The organism is Pseudomonas amygdali (assembly GCF_002699855.1).
Taxonomy (GTDB): domain Bacteria; phylum Pseudomonadota; class Gammaproteobacteria; order Pseudomonadales; family Pseudomonadaceae; genus Aquipseudomonas; species Aquipseudomonas amygdali.
In genome coordinates, this window is sequence record NZ_LKBW01000018.1 from 1 (window position 1) to 17023 (window position 17023).

A 17023-nucleotide genomic window follows, 5' to 3' on the forward strand; every position below is an offset into this window, starting at 1 on the left:
TTCGGTAGTTTTTTCATCGCTCCATCCTCTCAAAGGTTGGAGTCTCCGAGAAACCCGGGGCGGTTCACCCGTTGCAACTGACCACTTTGCAGCACACGCAACAGCTTGGATTGCACCGACAATGGCAGCTCACCCACCTCGTCAAGGAACAACGTACCGCCATCCGCCAGCTCGAACCTGCCGCTACGCCCATTGACCGCCCCGGAAAAAGCGCCTTTGACATGCCCGAACAATTCGCTTTCGACCAGCATTTCAGGCAGCGCGGCGCAGTTGAGGCTGATCAGCGGCTTGTGTGCCCGCGGCGAGTGCAGATGGATGGACTCGGCCACCAACTCCTTGCCGACACCGGTTTCACCCATGACCAGTACCGTCAGCGGGCTGTTGCCGACCAGTTCAATCTCCTGCTGCATACGCTGGTGAACCGCGCTCTGACCAATCAGCTCGCGAGGCGCTCGCCCTCCGGCAGCGCGCTTGTAGACCTCGGCCAACTGGCGCTGATCTTCAAAACCCCGCGCCAACTGGTTGATGCGCTCGCCCGCCATGACCGTTGCCGCGGCGAGGCTGGCGAAGGCCTGCAGGTTATCCAGATCGACGCTGCCAAAGCTGGAGGGGTCCAGCGAATCCAGGGTAATAAGCCCCCAGGGCCGCCCCTGAACAGACAGCACGCAGCCCAGGCAATCATGCACTTCCAACGCGCCATGACCGTCGACCAGCCCGTCATAAGGGTCCGGTAAATCGCAATCGGCAGCAAAGCGCAGCGGCCCGTCACTCGCAAGCAACGCCTCGAAGCGAGGATGCTCGCTGACCAGGAAGCGACGACCGAGCGCGTCCGGGCTGAGTCCGTCGACCGCCAGTGGAATCAGCACATCACCCTCAAGCCTGAGCAGTGCAGTAGCGTCGCAAGGCAGCCAGTGGCGCAGCGAGCACAGCAGACGCCGATAACGCTCTTCGTCCGGCAGTTCTCTGGACAGGTCGGACACCAACGGTATCAGCTCACGCAACAGGGGGTGGGTCATTACGACTCCAGCAGACGGCCAACAAAGGCGTCATTATGACTCGCCAGGCTGAATAAGTGGTCACCGCGATGTTTATCCAGGCTCGCCCGTTCTGGCACCGTATGTCGAACACGTTGTATCAACGAGCGAATCAGAGCTACCGCCGTTAATCAGCCCTCTGAAATGACTCATTAACTTTACAGTTTCCGTACCAGATTCCGTTATTTGATCAATCAATGAATCAATAGCGTTCATGCAATTACAGTTGCCCGACCCTTAATTTTTCTGACGCCACAGGCACGGCTGAATGATGGATATCGTTTAATTTTATTGATGTGGCGATTGTCCGGTCTTGTTCCATAGTGCGCTCACTTTTACAGGAGCAACTGTTCATGCCCGGCACTCACGGAGGAGTTCTTGAGGTTGATACACCTCTGGTTGTCGACCTCGATGGAACGCTGCTGCGTTCAGATTTGCTGTTTGAAACCGCAGTAGCTTTTATCCGAGGCCGACCACTACAGGTATTCAAGCTTTTTACCTGGCTGTTACAAGGCAAGGCGTCCCTCAAGCAAGGGCTGGCTCTGGGCACCGACATCGACATTGCGTTACTGCCCTACGATGCTGCGGTCATCGCTTATATCCAGACCAGTCGGCAGCACGGGCGCAGGGTGGTTTTGGCAACGGCCTCTCACGAAACCCTTGCCAACCAGATTGCAGCACACCTGCAAATGTTTGATCAGGTCTGGGCCTCGGACGGTAAAACCAATCTTTCTGCCCATCGCAAACGCGATTTGCTGGTCAGCCATTATGGTGAGGGCGGCTTTGATTACATCGGTAATTCCCGGGACGACCTGTGCATCTGGAAAGTCTCACGCAAGGCCATCGTCGCCAGCCCGCTCGCAGGTGTGGAGCGCGCGGCGCGGGCACAAGGAAAAGTCGAACAGGTGATCAAATCCACATCGTCCCGACGCAGTGCGTGGTACAAGGCGTTGCGCCTCCACCAATGGCTGAAAAACACACTGATTTTTGTGCCCCTGCTCGCTGCTCACCAAGTCCAGAGCACGCAATTGCTGCTCGACGGATTGCTGGCATTTTTGTGTTTCGGGCTCTGCGCATCAAGCGTTTACCTGCTCAATGACCTGCTTGATCTGGCAGATGACCGCCACCATCGAAGCAAACGCGAGCGCCCGTTCGCCAGCGGTCAGTTGTCGATCGAATCCGGCTTACTGGTGATCCCGCTGTTGCTCGCAGCAGCCTTCGCCGGCGCGGCAATCATGTTGCCATGGCAATTTGCGGCGGTGCTGGCTGCCTATTACTTGCTGACGCTGGTCTACTCGCTTTACCTCAAGCGCCACATGGCAGTGGACGTCATTGTTCTGGCGATGCTCTACACCACGCGCATCCTGGCCGGTGCAGCGGCGTTTCAGTTGCCGCTGACGTTCTGGATTCTGGCATTTTCAATGTTTCTGTTTCTCAGCCTCGCGCTGGTCAAGCGCTATGCCGAACTGCGCGACGCTAGGCTGTGCGATGTGACCGTCAAGACACGCGGCCGCGGCTACTACCCGGGCGATCTGGACATGATCGCCTCCCTGGGTGCATCGTCGGGCAATCTGGCGGTAATGGTCCTGGCGCTTTACATCCATGAGGGCGCGACGGTTGCCCTGTATCAGCATCCGCATGTGATCTGGCTGGCCTGCCCGTTGCTGTTGTTCTGGATCACCCGGATCTGGATGCTCACCCATCGCGGCCAGATGAACGAGGACCCGGTAGTTTTCGCAATCCGCGACCGGATCAGCCAGGGGATCGGTTTTCTGTTCCTGCTGGTGTTCTGGATCGCCGCATGAGCGCGCCTCTCTACTCCTGGGGGCGCTACCCGCAGGTTGCCCAGCAAGGTCATGACTGTGAGGCGGTAAATCGCTTGCCGGCGCACATCTCGGAAACACTTGCGCACCATCACACCAGCCTGCCGTTCGGCAACGGCCGTAGCTACGGCGACAGCTGTCTGGCCAGCAGTGGTCACGTACTGGACATGCGCAAGCTGGATCGCTTCATCGCCGCAGACTGGCAGAACGGCGTGGTGCAACTGGAAGCAGGCATGACCCTGTCACAACTGCTGGCGGCAGCAATCCCGCGTGGCTGGTTTCTACCGGTCACACCGGGCACGCAGTTTGTGACGATAGGCGGCGCACTTGCCAACGACGTGCACGGCAAGAATCATCATCTACGCGGCACCTTCGGCTGTCATGTCATGCGTTTCGAATTGATCCGTCATGGCGAGCCGCCGATGGTTTGTTCGGCCGTGGAAAACCCTTTTTTTTTCGCTGCCAGCATCGGCGGCCTGGGCTTGACCGGCGTTATCAGTCGGGTCGAGCTGCAATTGATGCCGATCCGTACCAGTCAGATCAACAGCACGGTGGTGCGCTTCGCCAATCTGGCAGAATTTTTTACCCTGTCGCACGAGCTGGACGCGCAGCACGAATACAGCGTGGCCTGGATTGATTGCCTGGCGCGAGGCAGTAATAGCGGCCGTGGCGTGTACATCGTCGGCGACCACGCTCGTTACGGGTCGCTAACGGTCGATGCGCCCAAGCGTCTGAGCATACCGTTCATTGCCCCGCTTTCACTGGTCAACCATCTGTCCTTGCGTGCATTCAATTCGATCTACTGGCACGCCCATCCACAACAGGCCAAGGCCCGCCGCAGCGCGTGCGAAGCGTTCTTCTACCCGCTGGATCGCATCCAGCACTGGAATCGTCTTTATGGTCGCAAAGGGTTTCAGCAATACCAGTGCGTGATCCCCGGGCATTGCGCGCCCAAGGCCATGCAACTGCTGCTCGATGCGATTGCTGCATCGGGCCGGGGTTCATTCCTTGCGGTACTCAAGCGCTGCGGCGATATCGCTTCGCCGGGGCTGCTGTCCTTCCCGATGCCGGGTACTTCGCTGGCACTGGATTTTTCGCAGACGCGCGAGCTGGCCGAAACACTGTTCCCACGCCTGGATGCCATTGTCCGTGAAGCGGGTGGACGTCTATATCCGGCAAAAGATGCACACATGACCGGGAGCGATTTCCGCCAGGCCTATCCAGCCTGGGAGCAACTTGAAGCCCTGCGTGACCCGTCCTTGATGTCCCGCTTCTGGAAACGAGTGATGCCATGAAAAAAATTCTGATCATCGGCGCGACATCAGCCATCGCCCACGCCTGTGCCCGACTCTGGGCCGCGCAGGGCTGTGATTTTTTTCTGGTGGCGCGCGACATTGAGAAGCTCGACAGCAATGCAGCCGATCTCAAGGCGCGCGGTGCCGGGCGTATCGACACACACCGACTGGACGTTACGCACTTTTCAGAGCACCCGGCGATGCTGGCCGACTGTCTGGCTGCATTGGGGCAGATCGATATCGTCCTGTTGGCTCACGGCACCCTGCCCGACCAGAAGGCCTGCGAGCAATACGCAGGCCTGGCCATACAGGAATTCATCACCAACGGTGCATCGGTTATTGCCTTGCTGACCCTGCTGGCCAGGCATTTCGAAGTGCAGCGCTGCGGCACACTGGCAGTGCTTTCCTCCGTCGCTGGTGATCGAGGACGCCCTTCCAATTACCTGTACGGCTCGGCCAAGGCTGCCGTCTCGACGTTCTGCGATGGGTTGCAGGCGCGGATGTTCAAACTCGGCGTACACGTAGTGACCATCAAGCCGGGTTTTGTCGACACGCCCATGACCCACGGCCTGCCGTTGCCTGCCTTGCTGGTTGCGCAACCGGCAGCTGTTGCGGAGCGCATCGTCAAGGGCATCGCGCGCGGGTCTACAAGCCTTTATGCGCCGGGCTTCTGGGCACGGATCATGTGGGTGATTCGCGCGATTCCACAGCCATTATTCAAAAGGCTCGACCTTTGAGCGACATGCCGCTGCTGTCAGGCTGGCGCTATCGGGCGGTGCTGCTGTCGGTCGTCTTCTCGGCACTGGGCTATCTGGGATTTTCCCTGTGGGGCGGCTGGCAGGCAGTCAGCGCAGCAACCGGCAAGGTCGGGGTGCAGGGCATTGGCTTGGTCTTGCTGATGTCGGCAATCAACTACGCGCTGCGCTTCGGACGCTGGCAGCTTTACCTTGAGGTGCTGGGGCATCCGCTTGCCTGGCGGCAAAGCCTGCGGATCTACCTGGCCGGCTTCGCCCTGACAACCACGCCCGGCAAGGCCGGCGAAGCATTGCGTGGCGTATTGCTCAGGCCGCTGGGCGTACCGTACCCACAAAGTTTTGCTGCATTTTTCAGCGAACGCCTGTCCGATCTGCTGGCCATCGTGCTGCTGACGCTGTTCGGTCTGTCGTGGTACCCGCAGGCGCAACCCATGATTTTTATCGGCCTGGCGCTGGTTCTGGCGGGGCTGCTGGTGCTGTCTCAGGGTCATTTGCTGAAGCGCATGCGAGGTGCGCTGCGCACGGAGAAGAGCACACGACTGCACAGGCTGCGGCGGCAGCTGTTCGACATCCTGCTCGCCGCCCGTCAATGCCTGCACGGGAGAGTGTTGCTGACCGCCAGCCTGCTCAGGCTGCTTGCCTGGAGCGCCGAGGCACTAGCGTTTTACTGGATGCTTGGCTGGATGGGCGCGCAGATCCCACTGACGTTTGCCGTGTTTACCTATGCACTGGCAATGCTCGCCGGAGCGTTGAGCTTCATGCCGGGTGGCCTGGGCAGTGCCGAAGCAGTGATGGTCGGGCTGCTGATGTTCAAGGGCATGCCTGGGGCCGACGCGATTGCCGCCACGCTGCTGATACGTCTGGCGACCCTGTGGTTCGCAGTGGCGATCGGTGCCGTGATGCTTTCCCGATTCAACGCTGCACCACCGGGACGTCAGTCTTGAGGCAGTAAAGCAGGCACCCGACACCTTTTGTTCACCTCACGGAGGAGCTGTTCAATGCTACCCGATTCGCGCACCTCGATTGCCATGCCCCTGTTTCTGCTGGGTGCCGCCATCGCCGCAAGTTTTCTGGCCTCCAGCGGGCCGGTGCAATGGATGGACAATGGCATGTTTCTGGCCAACGCCCGCGAAGGCCATTATTTCAGTGAGTCGCTCGGACCGCTGGAGCATCCGCTTTATCAACTGCTCAACTCGGTATTCTTCACACTGTTCGGCCCACGCGCGCTCAGCCTGCTGAATTCGTTACTCCTCGTGCCGTTGGCATGGATCGTCTATCGACTGGCGCAAAGCCTCGGCGCCGGGCCACGTCAGGCCGTACTCGCTGGCGCAGCGACGGTATTGGCGCACGGAGTGTTCTGGGTGTCGACCAAAGCCGAGGTTTATCTGCTGCACACGCTGTTCGTACTGCTGGCTTATACGCTGCAGTTCAATGACAGTAACCGTCTGACGCCGCTGAAAAAGCTGTTCATGATTGGCGTGCTGACTGGAATGGCGGCCTCGACTCATCAACTGACCTTCGTGGTCCTGCTGCCGCTGTACCTGCATCTGCTGTACCTGTATAAAGCGCGCGTTTTGATCACCCTGCCCGGCTTCATGCTCGGCTTCGCGTCGGCGGCTGTCGCGGTATTCAATGACCTGAACACCGGATTGGGCCTGCTGGATATTGCTCGACGTTACCTGACCGGTGCGTCCGCGACCATTGCGGGGCCTGAGTGGCAAGGCAGCCTGTTGCGTTTCGACGAACTCCTGGAAGAAAGGAACGCAGCCATACTGGTGCTGCTGTCACTGATAGGGCCGCAGTTGGCGGGGCTGCTGCTGTTTCCCAAGGAGAGTCGGCTGCGGTTGTTGTGGAGTGCGGCGCTGTTGAATCTGGTTTTTGCCATTTCCTATAACGTGACCGACCGTTTCACCTTTTTTCTACCCGGCGTGGCGATGCTGAGCATCATCGGCATGATTCAGCTGCGGCGGTTTTTGCCACACAATGTGACACGCAGCACCTTGCTCAATCTCTCGGTATTGTCCTCGCCGACAGTGGTTCTGTTGGCGTATTCACTTTACGCAAACGGGGTCATACATTTTCCTGAGCATAAGGAGAAGCTGCCCTATCGCGACGATATCCGTTATTTCATGGTGCCTTACCTGCGCGACCGCTCTGCCGAGCAGTTCGTGCGCGCCTATGAACAGGTCGTGCCCAACGGTGCGTTGATCATCGCCGACTGGACACCGATGGGTGCCATGCGCTCCGGGCAAGCCATCGGGCTGCTTGGCGGTCGCAGGCTGGCCATGTGCGACGACAACGTTGCCATTCGAGCGGCCTTGAACAGCAACGGCGTCTATCTGCCACGGTTGAGCTATTGCGGGACGCTTACACAGAACTACCGGCTGGAAGAACAGCCGGCAGGATATTCATTGCAGGCGAACTGATCATGAATGAACCTCTGACTCACATTCATGACACGTTCGCGCACACTCTCAAGGCTGCCAGAGCGCCTGCCCGCCGCCCAGTTTGCGGTCCAGAAAACTGGCCGCGCTGATCAACGCCAGATGGCTCAGGGCCTGCGGTGTATTACCGAGATGATGAGCATGCGCGTCGAATTCTTCGGCGTACAAGCCCAGCGGGTTGGCGTAACGCAGCAATTGTTCGAACTCCAGATGCGCCTGCTCGACCCGACCGGCACGGGCCAGACACTCGATGTACCAGAACGAACAGGCAACGAATGCGCCCTCTTCGCCTGCCAGTCCGTCATCGTGATCATCATCGTTGCGATAGCGGAATACCATCCCGTCACGCACCAGTGCTGCTTCGATGGCGTCCAGCGTCGCCAGCCACTTCGGGTCATTGGCACCGACAAAGCGTACCAGCGGCATCAGCAGCATCGAGGCATCCAGATTGCGGCTGCCCTTGTGCTGCACGAAGTGGCCCAGGTCTTCGTTCCAGAAATTCTCCCAGATGTCGTTGTGGATCTCTTCACGTACCCTGGTCCAGCGCTCGAAGGGCCCCGACAGCGAGCGCTTGAACGCCAGGCGCAGTGCCCGGTCCAGTGCAACCCAGCACATCAGCCGCGAATGCAGAAAATGCTGATCGCCACCGCGCATTTCCCAGATGCCCACATCGCGGTCGCTCCAGTGTTCGCACACGTAGTCGACCTGGCGAACGACATGCTGCCAGCCATCATGGGAAATAGCGTCTCCATACTTGTTGGCCAGGTAGACGGCGTCCATCAGTTCGCCATAGATATCCAGCTGAACCTGCTTGTAGGCCTCATTGCCGATGCTTACCGGCTGAGCACCGCCGTAGCCGGACAAATGATCGAGATTGTCTTCCGGCAATTCTGCGTGGCCATCGAGGGCATATAGAATGCCGAGTTTCTCGGTCTGTTCACAGCAGTCATCCAGTCGCCCGCGCACCCAGCTCATGAAGGCATTGGCTTCATCGGTGTACCCCAGGCGCATGAACGCATACACGGTGAATGATGCGTCACGTATCCAGGTGTAACGGTAGTCCCAGTTGCGCTCGCCGCCCTCGGTTTCCGGCAGACCGAACGTCGCGGCTGCGACAATGCCGCCATGCTTGCGCGAGGTCAGCAGCTTGAGCGCCAGCGCCGAGCGAGTGACCATTTCACGCCAGCGGCCCTTGTATTGCGATTGCCCGGCCCAGCGCCGCCAGAATTTCAGTGTGTCGTCGAAATAGCGCGAGCATTTGCCTGCGGCCACGTTCGGGTCGTCGATACCGCCAAGAATGAACTCGACGGTCTGGCCTTTATGCATGTGAAACTTGGCTACAGCGTCCTGCTGCTCCAGCTGTAGCGGCGTAGCAGCCGACAAGCGCATGCCTGGCTGCCCTTCGGCCTCGAAACAGATGTCCTGGCCATCGACGCGAGCGGTGGTTTCAGCACGGCTGTAGTCCATGCGTACCCGGCAGCGCATGCGAATGGTGGCCTCGCCAAAACGCACTTGAACCCTGCGCACGATGCGCGGCAGATCGTCCTGATCTTCACCAATCGGCATCAGGTCGGTGACTTCCACCACCGCGTCCTCGGAAATCCAGCGGGTTTGCAGGACATTGGTGTCCGGCAGGTAGATCTGCAGCCGCCTGGCGTCAGGCAAATCGGGCGCCAGCTGAAAGATACCGGCATCGGGCGTATCCAGCAGCGCGGTGAAAATCGACGGGCTGTCGAAATCCGGCCAGCAGCAGAAATCGATGCTGCCGGTGTTGGCGATCAACGCGGCGCTGCGCATATCGCCGATGATGCCGTGGTCTTCGATACGGTTTTGCGCTTCTTGGGGAAAGTCAGCCATTGCCACGGAACTCCGGATAAAGGGTCATCCCGCCGTCGATGTACAGGGTTGTGCCGTGCACATAATCCGAGGCATCGGAGGCCAGCCAGAGCACGGCATTGGCGACGTCTTCAGGCTCACCGATACGGCCATAAGGGATCAGCTTGAGCATTTCCTTCTCGGCGTCGCCCTTGCGCGCGTCGGCATTGATCGGCGTGCGAATAGCACCCGGCGCGACGCTGTTGACGCGAATTTTCAGCTCGCCGACTTCCTGAGCGATGCTGCGCATCAACAGGTCGACGCCGCCCTTGGACGCTGCGTAATTGACGTGCCCGGCCCATGGAATCAACTGATGCACCGAACTCATGTGAATGATCTTGCCCATCGCCCGTGACAAATCAGGGCGCATGCCTTGCTTGATGAACTGGCGCAACGCCGCACGGGCACAGAGAAATTGCCCGGTCAGGTTGACATTGATGACCGTGTTCCAGTCTTCCAGGCTCATGTCGACGATGGCTGCGTCTTTTTGCAGGCCCGAGTTGGCGACCAGAATGTCCAATGCGCCAAAGTGCTCGATGGTCTGCGCAAACAGGCGCTCGACGTCTGCTTCTTTCGACACGTCGGCCCCGACAGCAAGGGCGCGACCGCCCGCTGCGCGAATCTCTTCAGCCAGCTTCTCGGCAGGTTCAGCCTTGGAGTTGTAATTGATCACCACCGCCGCCCCGGCGTCCGCCAGCGCTCGCGCGGCACCCGCGCCGAGACCGGAACTGGCTCCGGTGACGATAGCGACTTGTTGCTTGAGTGAGATATGCATCGAATTTCAGCCTCGGAGTAAGCGTACTAGTGCTGACTGACGAGGCTGAAAGTAAGTTCAGTTCGGCTTAGGGTGCCGGGTTGGGCTGAGAGGTATGAATGGCTTCGATGCCGGCGATGACCTCGTCGGACAGCGTGACGGCGATGCTCTCCAGGTTGATCTTCAGTTGATCCAGTTTCGTGGCACCAATGATGTTGCTGGTCACGAACGGACGGCTGGTGACATAGGCCAGCGCCATCTGCGATGGATCCAGACCATGCTCGCGAGCCAGCGCGACATACTTGGCCGTGGCAGTGACGGCCTGCGGTTTGTTGTAGCGCTGGAAACGCTCGAACAGGGTCAGGCGGCCATCAGCCGGACGTGCACCGTCCAGGTACTTGCCGGCCAACACACCGAACGCCAGTGGCGAATAGGCCAGCAAGCCGATCTGTTCGCGAATAGCGATTTCTGCCAGACCCACTTCGAAGGTGCGGTTAAGCAGGTTATAGGGGTTCTGGATCGAGACAGCACGTGGCAGATCGAGGGTTTCGGCAAGGTGCAGAAAACGCTGAGTGCCCCATGGCGTTTCGTTGGAGAGGCCGAAGTGGCGAATCTTGCCCGCGTTGACCAGATCGCCCAGTACCGACAGGGTTTCTTCGATTTCGACAGCCTGATCATCCGGGTCGTGGGTGTAACCCAGCACGCCGAAGAAGTTGGTCTTGCGATCCGGCCAGTGCAACTGGTACAGGTCCAGGTAATCAGTATTAAGGCGCTTGAGGCTGGCTTCCAGCGCCGCAGTGATGTTCTTGCGGTCAAGCCGCGGATTGCCATCGCGGATATGATCCATGCGACCTGGACCGGCGACCTTGCTGGCCAGTACCCAGTCGTTGCGGTCACCGTACTTCTTGAAGTACTCGCCGATGATGCTTTCGGTCTTGGTGTAAGTCTCGCCACGCGGCGGCACCGGGTACATTTCTGCCGTGTCGAGGAAGTTGACCTTGGCATCCTTGGCCATACGAATCTGTTCGAATGCTTCATCCTGGGTGTTCTGCTCGCCCCAGGTCATGGTGCCCAGACAGATCGCGCTGATCGACAGATCGGTTTTGCCCAATTTACGAAATTGCATCGATGTCTCCGTTTGATTCAAAAAGATACAGCTTGAAACAGGGCTCCCATAAAACGCCGACTGGTCATTCACTGCAACACTTTTTATCTAACGATAGCCTTGCGCCTGCAGATCAAACAGCGCGGCGTAGCGCCCTGCGGCGGCGATCAGGCTGTCGTGATCACCGCGCTCCAGCACCCGCCCATGCTCCAGCACCACGATATGTTCGGCGTTGCGCACACTGGAAAAACGGTGGGAAATCAGCAGCGTCATGCGTCCCTTGGCGTACTCGCGAAAGTGCTCGAATACCGCAGCTTCTGCCCCGGCATCCAACGCGGCAGTGGGCTCATCGAGAATCAGAATATCGGCATCGCGGCGCATATAGGCGCGTGACAGCGCGATTTTCTGCCACTGCCCGCCGGACAGCTCCTGACCGCCTGCGAACCAACGCCCCAATTGTGTGGCGTAACCCTTGTCGAGCTGTTCGATAAACTGCGCTGCCATGCCTTGCGCAGCGGCTTCGCGCCAGCGGGTTTCGTCGTGAAAGGCGTGGGTATCGCCGACCCCGAGGTTTTCACCGACCAGAAACTGATAGCGGATGAAGTCCTGAAAAATCACGCCGATGCGCGACCGCAGGGCGTCTTCGTCCCAGTCCTGCAGATCGCTGCCATCCAGCAGAATGCGGCCTTGGTCGGGCTGATAAAGGCGCGTCAGCAACTTGATCAGGGTGGTCTTCCCCGAGCCGTTCTCGCCCACCAGCGCCACGCTACGACCCGGTGCAAGATGCAGATCGATGTTTTCCAATGCTGCGCGGCTGGTGCCAGGGTAAGTGAAGCTGACATTCTCGAAACGCATGCCATCGCCGGGCAGCGCACCCTGGGTCAGGCTGCCAGCAGACGGCATGACCGGCTGACCGAGGTAAATGTACAGGTCGGCCAGGTACAGCCCGTCCTCGTACAAACCACTGATCGCACTCAGGCTGCTGCTCACAGAGGCCTGCCCTTGCTTGAACAGCACCAGGTACATGGTCATCTGCCCCAGGGTAATACGCCCATGCACCGCATCGACCACCACCCAGGCGTACGCCAGATAGAACGAAGCAGTGCCCAGCAAGCCGAGCAGAAAGCCCCAGCCATCACGGCGCACGGTCAAGCGGCGGTCTTCGGCATACAAACGTTCAAAGGTGTCGCGATATCGTTTGAGCAGCAGCGGCGCGAAGCCGAACAGCTTGACCTCTTTGATGTAGCCCTCGTGGGAGAGCAGTGTTTCGATGTAGTTCTGCCGACGGGTTTCCGGAGCACGCCGGGTAAACAGGCGGAACGCGTCGCCGGAAAAATGCGCCTCGGCAAAAAACACCGGCAATGCGCCGAGCACCAGAATCAGCAACGCCCAGGGCGAGAAATGCACCAGCAGTACGGCAAAGCTGATCAGCGAAATGAGGTTTTGCAGCAATCCCAGGGATTTGGTCACCAGCGCCAGAGGCCGGGTCGAGGCTTCACGCCGGACTCGTACCAGCTTGTCGTAGAACTCCGAATCCTCGAACTGCGACAGTGACAGGGTCTGGGCCTTCTCCAGAATCAACGTATTGACCTTCTGCCCCAGCAACACCCGCAACAACGCCTGCTGCACCGACAGACCGCGTTGCGCACCGGCCAGCAGCGCCAGTACACCGGCCTCCAGCAACACATAACGCAACACCGGCCATAGAGGCGCCTCGCCAGTGCTGGCATGCAGTTGCATGGCACTGACCACCGCATCGACAATCCGCTGCCCCAACCAGGCGGCCAGCGCGGGCAGCAAGCCTGCCACCAGCGTGGCAACGATCAAACCAACGGAGAGCGCTCGGGACGTGGTCCAGACCAGATGCATGGCCCGTAAGGCCTGCTGCATGAAGGACGTGAAGCGTTTGAAAACCGGCATACGTTAACAAATCCTGAAGAGCCTTACATATAGGGGGCAGTTCACTGGAGCGCTCATCGTTATACACAAAGCCTTGAGATGACTATCGTGCCAATGCTCCGCGTTGGCATGCAGTTCGTGACGCTCTGCGTCACACATCTTCAGTCTGGTGAAACAGCAGGCGTAACCGGAGCTCAGGCCAGCATCTCGTAAGGCCTGAATCAGGTGTCGAGGCTCTAATGTGTGACGCGGAGCGTCACGAACTGCATTACCACGCGGAGCGTGGTAACGATAATCGATGTGTGATCGCTTATTCCGGACTTACCCTCACTTCGGTGCGCGCTGTACGCATCGTTCGCGGCGGTCGTCGACGCGTTCGGCGAACCAGGCGGTGGTCAGGTTGCGGGTGATTTTCGGGCTTTTCAGGGTGATGCCGGGCAGGATGGCTCTTGGCAAGGGCTTGCCTGCTGCCTTGTCCGCCAGTGCAAACACCTTGCTGTACAGATCGGTCTCTTCGAACTCCAGGGTATCGCCCTGCTTGAGCTGGTTCCATATCTGTGACTTGTTCATGCCCAGCCGGTCAGCCAGGGTTCGCACTGCCAGCTCGGTGGAGCCTGGCGAGGTGGAGTCGAAACGAATCAGATCGCCATCAAGCGCCAGCTCGATGCCGGTCGCACGACTCACCGCGTTCTGAAACGCGGCATTGCGACTGGCGTACCAACCGGCATTGAAATCGGCAAAGCGGTACAGGGACTGGGTGTAGTTCACCGGGTAACCCAGTAGATGAGCGATGCCGAAATACATGCCGCCACGGCGAGTAAAGACTTCGCGTCGGATCGAGCCATCCACCGTGTAGGGATAATCTTCCGCATGCTTCTCGGCAAAGGCGATGCTGACCTGCATCGGGCCGCCGGTCTTGACCGGGTTGAAATTGCCGAACAGTGTCTGGCCCAGCGGTACCATGCCGATGAAATCATCAAAGATCGCGCTGAGGTCTTTCTCTGTGCGGGCTGAATCGAGCCGCTTGCCATAGGTCTTGCCGTCTGGTGAACGTACGCGCAATGCAGTGGCTATCAACGCATTGGGGATATGCAAGCGCGCCGCGCGGCGGTTTATTTCGGCACGGGCAATGCGGCCCATGTCCGGCACCGCAGGATCGACCTGAAAGGTTGACTCCTGTTCGGTCACAGCCAATACCGAGCACAGGTTTTCGGTGGTCATCGGAATTTTCTGCGCGGCAAATGCGGCATGGATATCCGTTGCCCACGCCTGCCGATCCGTAACAGTGGCAGGCATCAGGCGCACGATCTGCGCACGCGCCTGTTCCGGGCTCAGTTCAGGTTCCTGCACACGCTGGGTGCCACAACCTGCCAGCACCAGCAGCCCGACGCTCAGCATGAGCGATTTGCTTAGCCTTCGATTCAATCCATGACTCCTGCCACTTTCGCGCTTTACCGCACGGTTCACTTCAGAAGGCTTTAAAACACCGACCAGTCGATCCTCGCGCTGAGTTTTTCCAACGCAGCCATACCGACAAGGGAATTGCCCGCCGCGTTCAACTCCGGAGACCACACACAGACCGAAGCGCGCTCCGGCACAATCGCAACGATACCACCCCCTACTCCGCTCTTGCCTGGCAGGCCAACGCGATAGGCAAAGTTACCGGCTTCGTCGTAAAGCCCGCTGGTGGCCATGATCGAATTGACCTGAGTGGCCTGGCGTGCGGTGAGTATCTGCTCGCCACTGTGAGTGCAGAAGCCCTGATTGGCCAGAAAACCGAACGCCTTGGCCAGATCAATGCAATTCATGCTCAGCGCACAATGGTGGAAATAGCTGCGCAGCACGTCTTCCACATCGCCATGAAAATTGTCGAATGACTTCATCAGATAGGCCGCTGCGGCGTTGCGCGAACGGTGCTGGTATTCGGATTCCGCAACTTTGGAATCGGAGGTGATCGCCCGGTTGCCGCACAGGCGTCGAACGAAGTCACGCATTGACAGCGACGGCGCCGCAAACCGTGCCTGATTGATGTCGCAGATCACCAGCGCGCCGGCGTTGATGAAGGGGTTGCGCGGCCTGCCCCGTTCGAATTCCAGCTGCACCAGCGAGTTGAACGGCTGGCCGGAGGGCTCGTGCCCCAGGCGCTGCCAGATGTCCTCACCGGAGTGCCCGATGGCCTGCACCAGGCTGAACACCTTGGAAATACTCTGTATCGAAAACTGCGTTTCGGCATCACCGGCGCTGAACACCTGGCCGTCGTTGCCGTACACCGCAATGCCCAGTTGATCAGGCCGCACCCCGCCCAGTGCCGGAATGTAATCGGCCACCTTGCCCTGACCAAGCAAGGGTCTTACTTCATCGAGGATTTCGTTCAGCAGGTCTTGCATGTGTGCGCCCCTTGTTTTGGCTGCGCACACTACACCAACCCCAGGCACCTCGCATCACTGTGTTGCAGGCTCAGTCCCGGTAATCGGTGCCGCTACGCTCCAGCTCGCGGATCAGCGCATTCCAGTGTCGGGCGACACCCGGACCATTACCGTCCTTGATGGCCTTGGCCTGCTCTTCCACTTTGGCGATGACCTCCCGGGGCGGAAACACCAGCTCTGCGTTGCCGGCAGACTGCGCTGCAATCTGGATATTGCAGGCGTACTCGAGGGCATGCAGCTGCTGGAATGCGTGCTCTACACTCACCCCGCCGGTGAGCAAGCCGTGATTGCGCAGGATCATCACGCTCTTGTCACCCAGGTCCGCGACCAGTCGTTCACGCTCGCTCAGGTCCAGCGCAATGCCTTCGTAACCGTGATAGGCCACGCGCCCGGAGAAGGCAATGGAGTGCTGGGAAATCGGCAGCAGCCCGTCCTTTTGCGCCGACACTGCGATACCGTCACGGGTGTGGGTGTGCAGCACCGCTTGCAGGTCATGGCGCGCAGCGTGAATGGCACTGTGAATCACGTAACCGGCGTAGTTGATACCCAGCCCTGTCGGGTCATCGACAATCGTGCCGTCGATGTCGACCTTGACCAGATTGGATGCGGTGATTTCATCGAACAACAGGCCAAACGCGTTGATCAGAAAGTGCTCGTCCGGCCCCGGTACCCGCGCCGAGAAGTGTGTATAGATATGGTCGGTCCAGCGCTTGAGCGCGGCCAGCCGATAGGCCGCCGCCAACTTGACCCGGACTTCCCATTCCTGCGGCGAAACCCTGTCACGCACACTGCCGCCACCCGACGGCGTAGTACCTGGCTGGAGTGGCAAAGCGCTGACGTTGCTCATAATGTTGCTCCTTGGTGACTGCTGACTGGCCAGCCAGACTAGGCGCATTACAAATCAATTAAAAATCACATTTACTTCTAAGCTAATTATAAAAAATAAGAATATTAAGAACGACTGGTGTACAGGCTTCCCAAGCGTATCAGGCGGTCTATTCATATTCGTTAGGTTATTTAAATAAATTTTTATATAGCGATATGCTCCATAAAATTCCGTTTCCGTTTTGGAGCCATGCATGTCAAAACCTGCCCCCTTTCTACCCTGTTTCAGCCGTCTGGCAGCGGCCATCGGGCTTTGTGCCGCGCTACTGACCGGAACGCTGATTGCGCCCGCCAGCGCACAGGCTGAAGGCGAAATTCGCATCGCCGAGCAGTTCGGCATCGTCTACCTGCTGCTCAACGTGGTGCGCGATCAACAATTGATCGAGAAACACGGCAAGGAAGACGGCCTGGAGATCAAGGTGGACTGGACCCAACTGTCCGGAGGTTCGGCGGTCAACGATGCGCTGCTGTCGGGCTCCATCGATGTTGCCGGTGCCGGGGTTGGCCCGTTGCTGACCATCTGGGACCGCACCAAGGACAGGCAGAACGTCAAGGCGGTCGCATCGCTGGGCAACTTCCCCTATTTCCTGGTGAGCAATAATCCCAACGTCAAAACCATCGCCGACTTCACCGATGGTATGACCCCCGAAGGTTGGACGCAACCTTTGGAGGCGTCATGGGTAAATATACAGTGCAGGCAAAACTCGCAGCCGTGAAAGAATATTGTG

At 59.0% G+C, this 17023-nt stretch carries 12 protein-coding genes and 2 pseudogenes; 6 read left to right on the forward strand and 8 right to left on the reverse strand.

Features of this window, described 5'->3' with window-relative positions:
* Positions 1–65: 65 nt before the first annotated feature.
* Positions 66–1016 (reverse strand): annotated as a pseudogene (locus AO277_RS02555) (sigma 54-interacting transcriptional regulator); the annotation flags it as partial.
* A gap of 371 nt (positions 1017–1387) precedes the next feature.
* Here AO277_RS02555 and AO277_RS02560 point away from each other — a divergent pair.
* From AO277_RS02560 to AO277_RS02580, 5 genes are read left to right on the forward strand one after another with little or no spacing between them, the layout of a single operon-like run.
* A complete protein-coding gene (locus tag AO277_RS02560; RefSeq protein ID WP_044319480.1) occupies positions 1388–2839 on the forward strand; it encodes a UbiA family prenyltransferase in 1452 nt (483 codons plus the stop codon).
* Complete coding sequence (locus tag AO277_RS02565; protein ID WP_044319479.1) at positions 2836–4152, forward strand: FAD-binding oxidoreductase; 1317 nt, start codon at positions 2836–2838, stop codon at positions 4150–4152. Before AO277_RS02560 ends, AO277_RS02565 begins: the two co-directional genes overlap by 4 nt.
* On the forward strand, positions 4149–4889 hold the full coding sequence (locus AO277_RS02570; protein ID WP_044319478.1) for an SDR family oxidoreductase: 741 nt from the start codon (positions 4149–4151) through the stop codon (positions 4887–4889). Before AO277_RS02565 ends, AO277_RS02570 begins: the two co-directional genes overlap by 4 nt.
* The gene (locus tag AO277_RS02575) at positions 4886–5851 is read left to right on the forward strand and encodes a lysylphosphatidylglycerol synthase transmembrane domain-containing protein (protein WP_044319477.1); all 966 of its coding nucleotides are present in this window, start codon (positions 4886–4888) and stop codon (positions 5849–5851) included. Before AO277_RS02570 ends, AO277_RS02575 begins: the two co-directional genes overlap by 4 nt.
* Positions 5852–5905: 54 nt before the next feature.
* The gene (locus AO277_RS02580) at positions 5906–7333 is read left to right on the forward strand and encodes a DUF2723 domain-containing protein (protein ID WP_044319476.1); all 1428 of its coding nucleotides are present in this window, start codon (positions 5906–5908) and stop codon (positions 7331–7333) included.
* Positions 7334–7381: 48 nt separating this feature from the next.
* On the opposite strand, the gene AO277_RS02585 is transcribed toward AO277_RS02580, so the two are convergent.
* From AO277_RS02585 to AO277_RS02615, 7 genes are all read right to left on the reverse strand, one after another.
* On the reverse strand, positions 7382–9208 hold the full coding sequence (locus AO277_RS02585; RefSeq protein ID WP_044319475.1) for a glycoside hydrolase family 15 protein: 1827 nt from the start codon (positions 9206–9208) through the stop codon (positions 7382–7384).
* Positions 9201–10001, reverse strand: coding sequence for an SDR family oxidoreductase (locus AO277_RS02590; protein ID WP_044319474.1), 801 nt, complete (start codon positions 9999–10001; stop codon positions 9201–9203). The genes AO277_RS02585 and AO277_RS02590 overlap by 8 nt, the downstream gene beginning before the upstream one ends.
* A 67-nt stretch (positions 10002–10068) precedes the next feature.
* Positions 10069–11106 (reverse strand): NADP(H)-dependent aldo-keto reductase, encoded by a 1038-nt coding sequence (locus AO277_RS02595; RefSeq protein WP_044319473.1) that lies wholly within the window; start codon positions 11104–11106, stop codon positions 10069–10071.
* Between the two features lie 87 nt (positions 11107–11193).
* The gene (locus AO277_RS02600) at positions 11194–13005 is read right to left on the reverse strand and encodes an ABC transporter ATP-binding protein (RefSeq protein ID WP_044319472.1); all 1812 of its coding nucleotides are present in this window, start codon (positions 13003–13005) and stop codon (positions 11194–11196) included.
* A 306-nt stretch (positions 13006–13311) separates the two neighbouring features.
* Positions 13312–14382 (reverse strand): DUF1615 domain-containing protein, encoded by a 1071-nt coding sequence (locus tag AO277_RS02605; RefSeq protein WP_044319471.1) that lies wholly within the window; start codon positions 14380–14382, stop codon positions 13312–13314.
* Positions 14383–14462: 80 nt separating this feature from the next.
* Positions 14463–15371, reverse strand: coding sequence for a glutaminase B (glsB, locus tag AO277_RS02610; protein ID WP_002553827.1), 909 nt, complete (start codon positions 15369–15371; stop codon positions 14463–14465).
* Between the two features lie 70 nt (positions 15372–15441).
* The gene (locus AO277_RS02615) at positions 15442–16257 is read right to left on the reverse strand and encodes a class II aldolase/adducin family protein (RefSeq protein ID WP_002553828.1); all 816 of its coding nucleotides are present in this window, start codon (positions 16255–16257) and stop codon (positions 15442–15444) included.
* 232 nt (positions 16258–16489) lie between these two features.
* Here AO277_RS02615 and AO277_RS02620 point away from each other — a divergent pair.
* Positions 16490–16933: pseudogene (locus tag AO277_RS02620) on the forward strand (substrate-binding domain-containing protein); the annotation flags it as partial.
* Positions 16934–17023 lie beyond the last annotated feature (90 nt).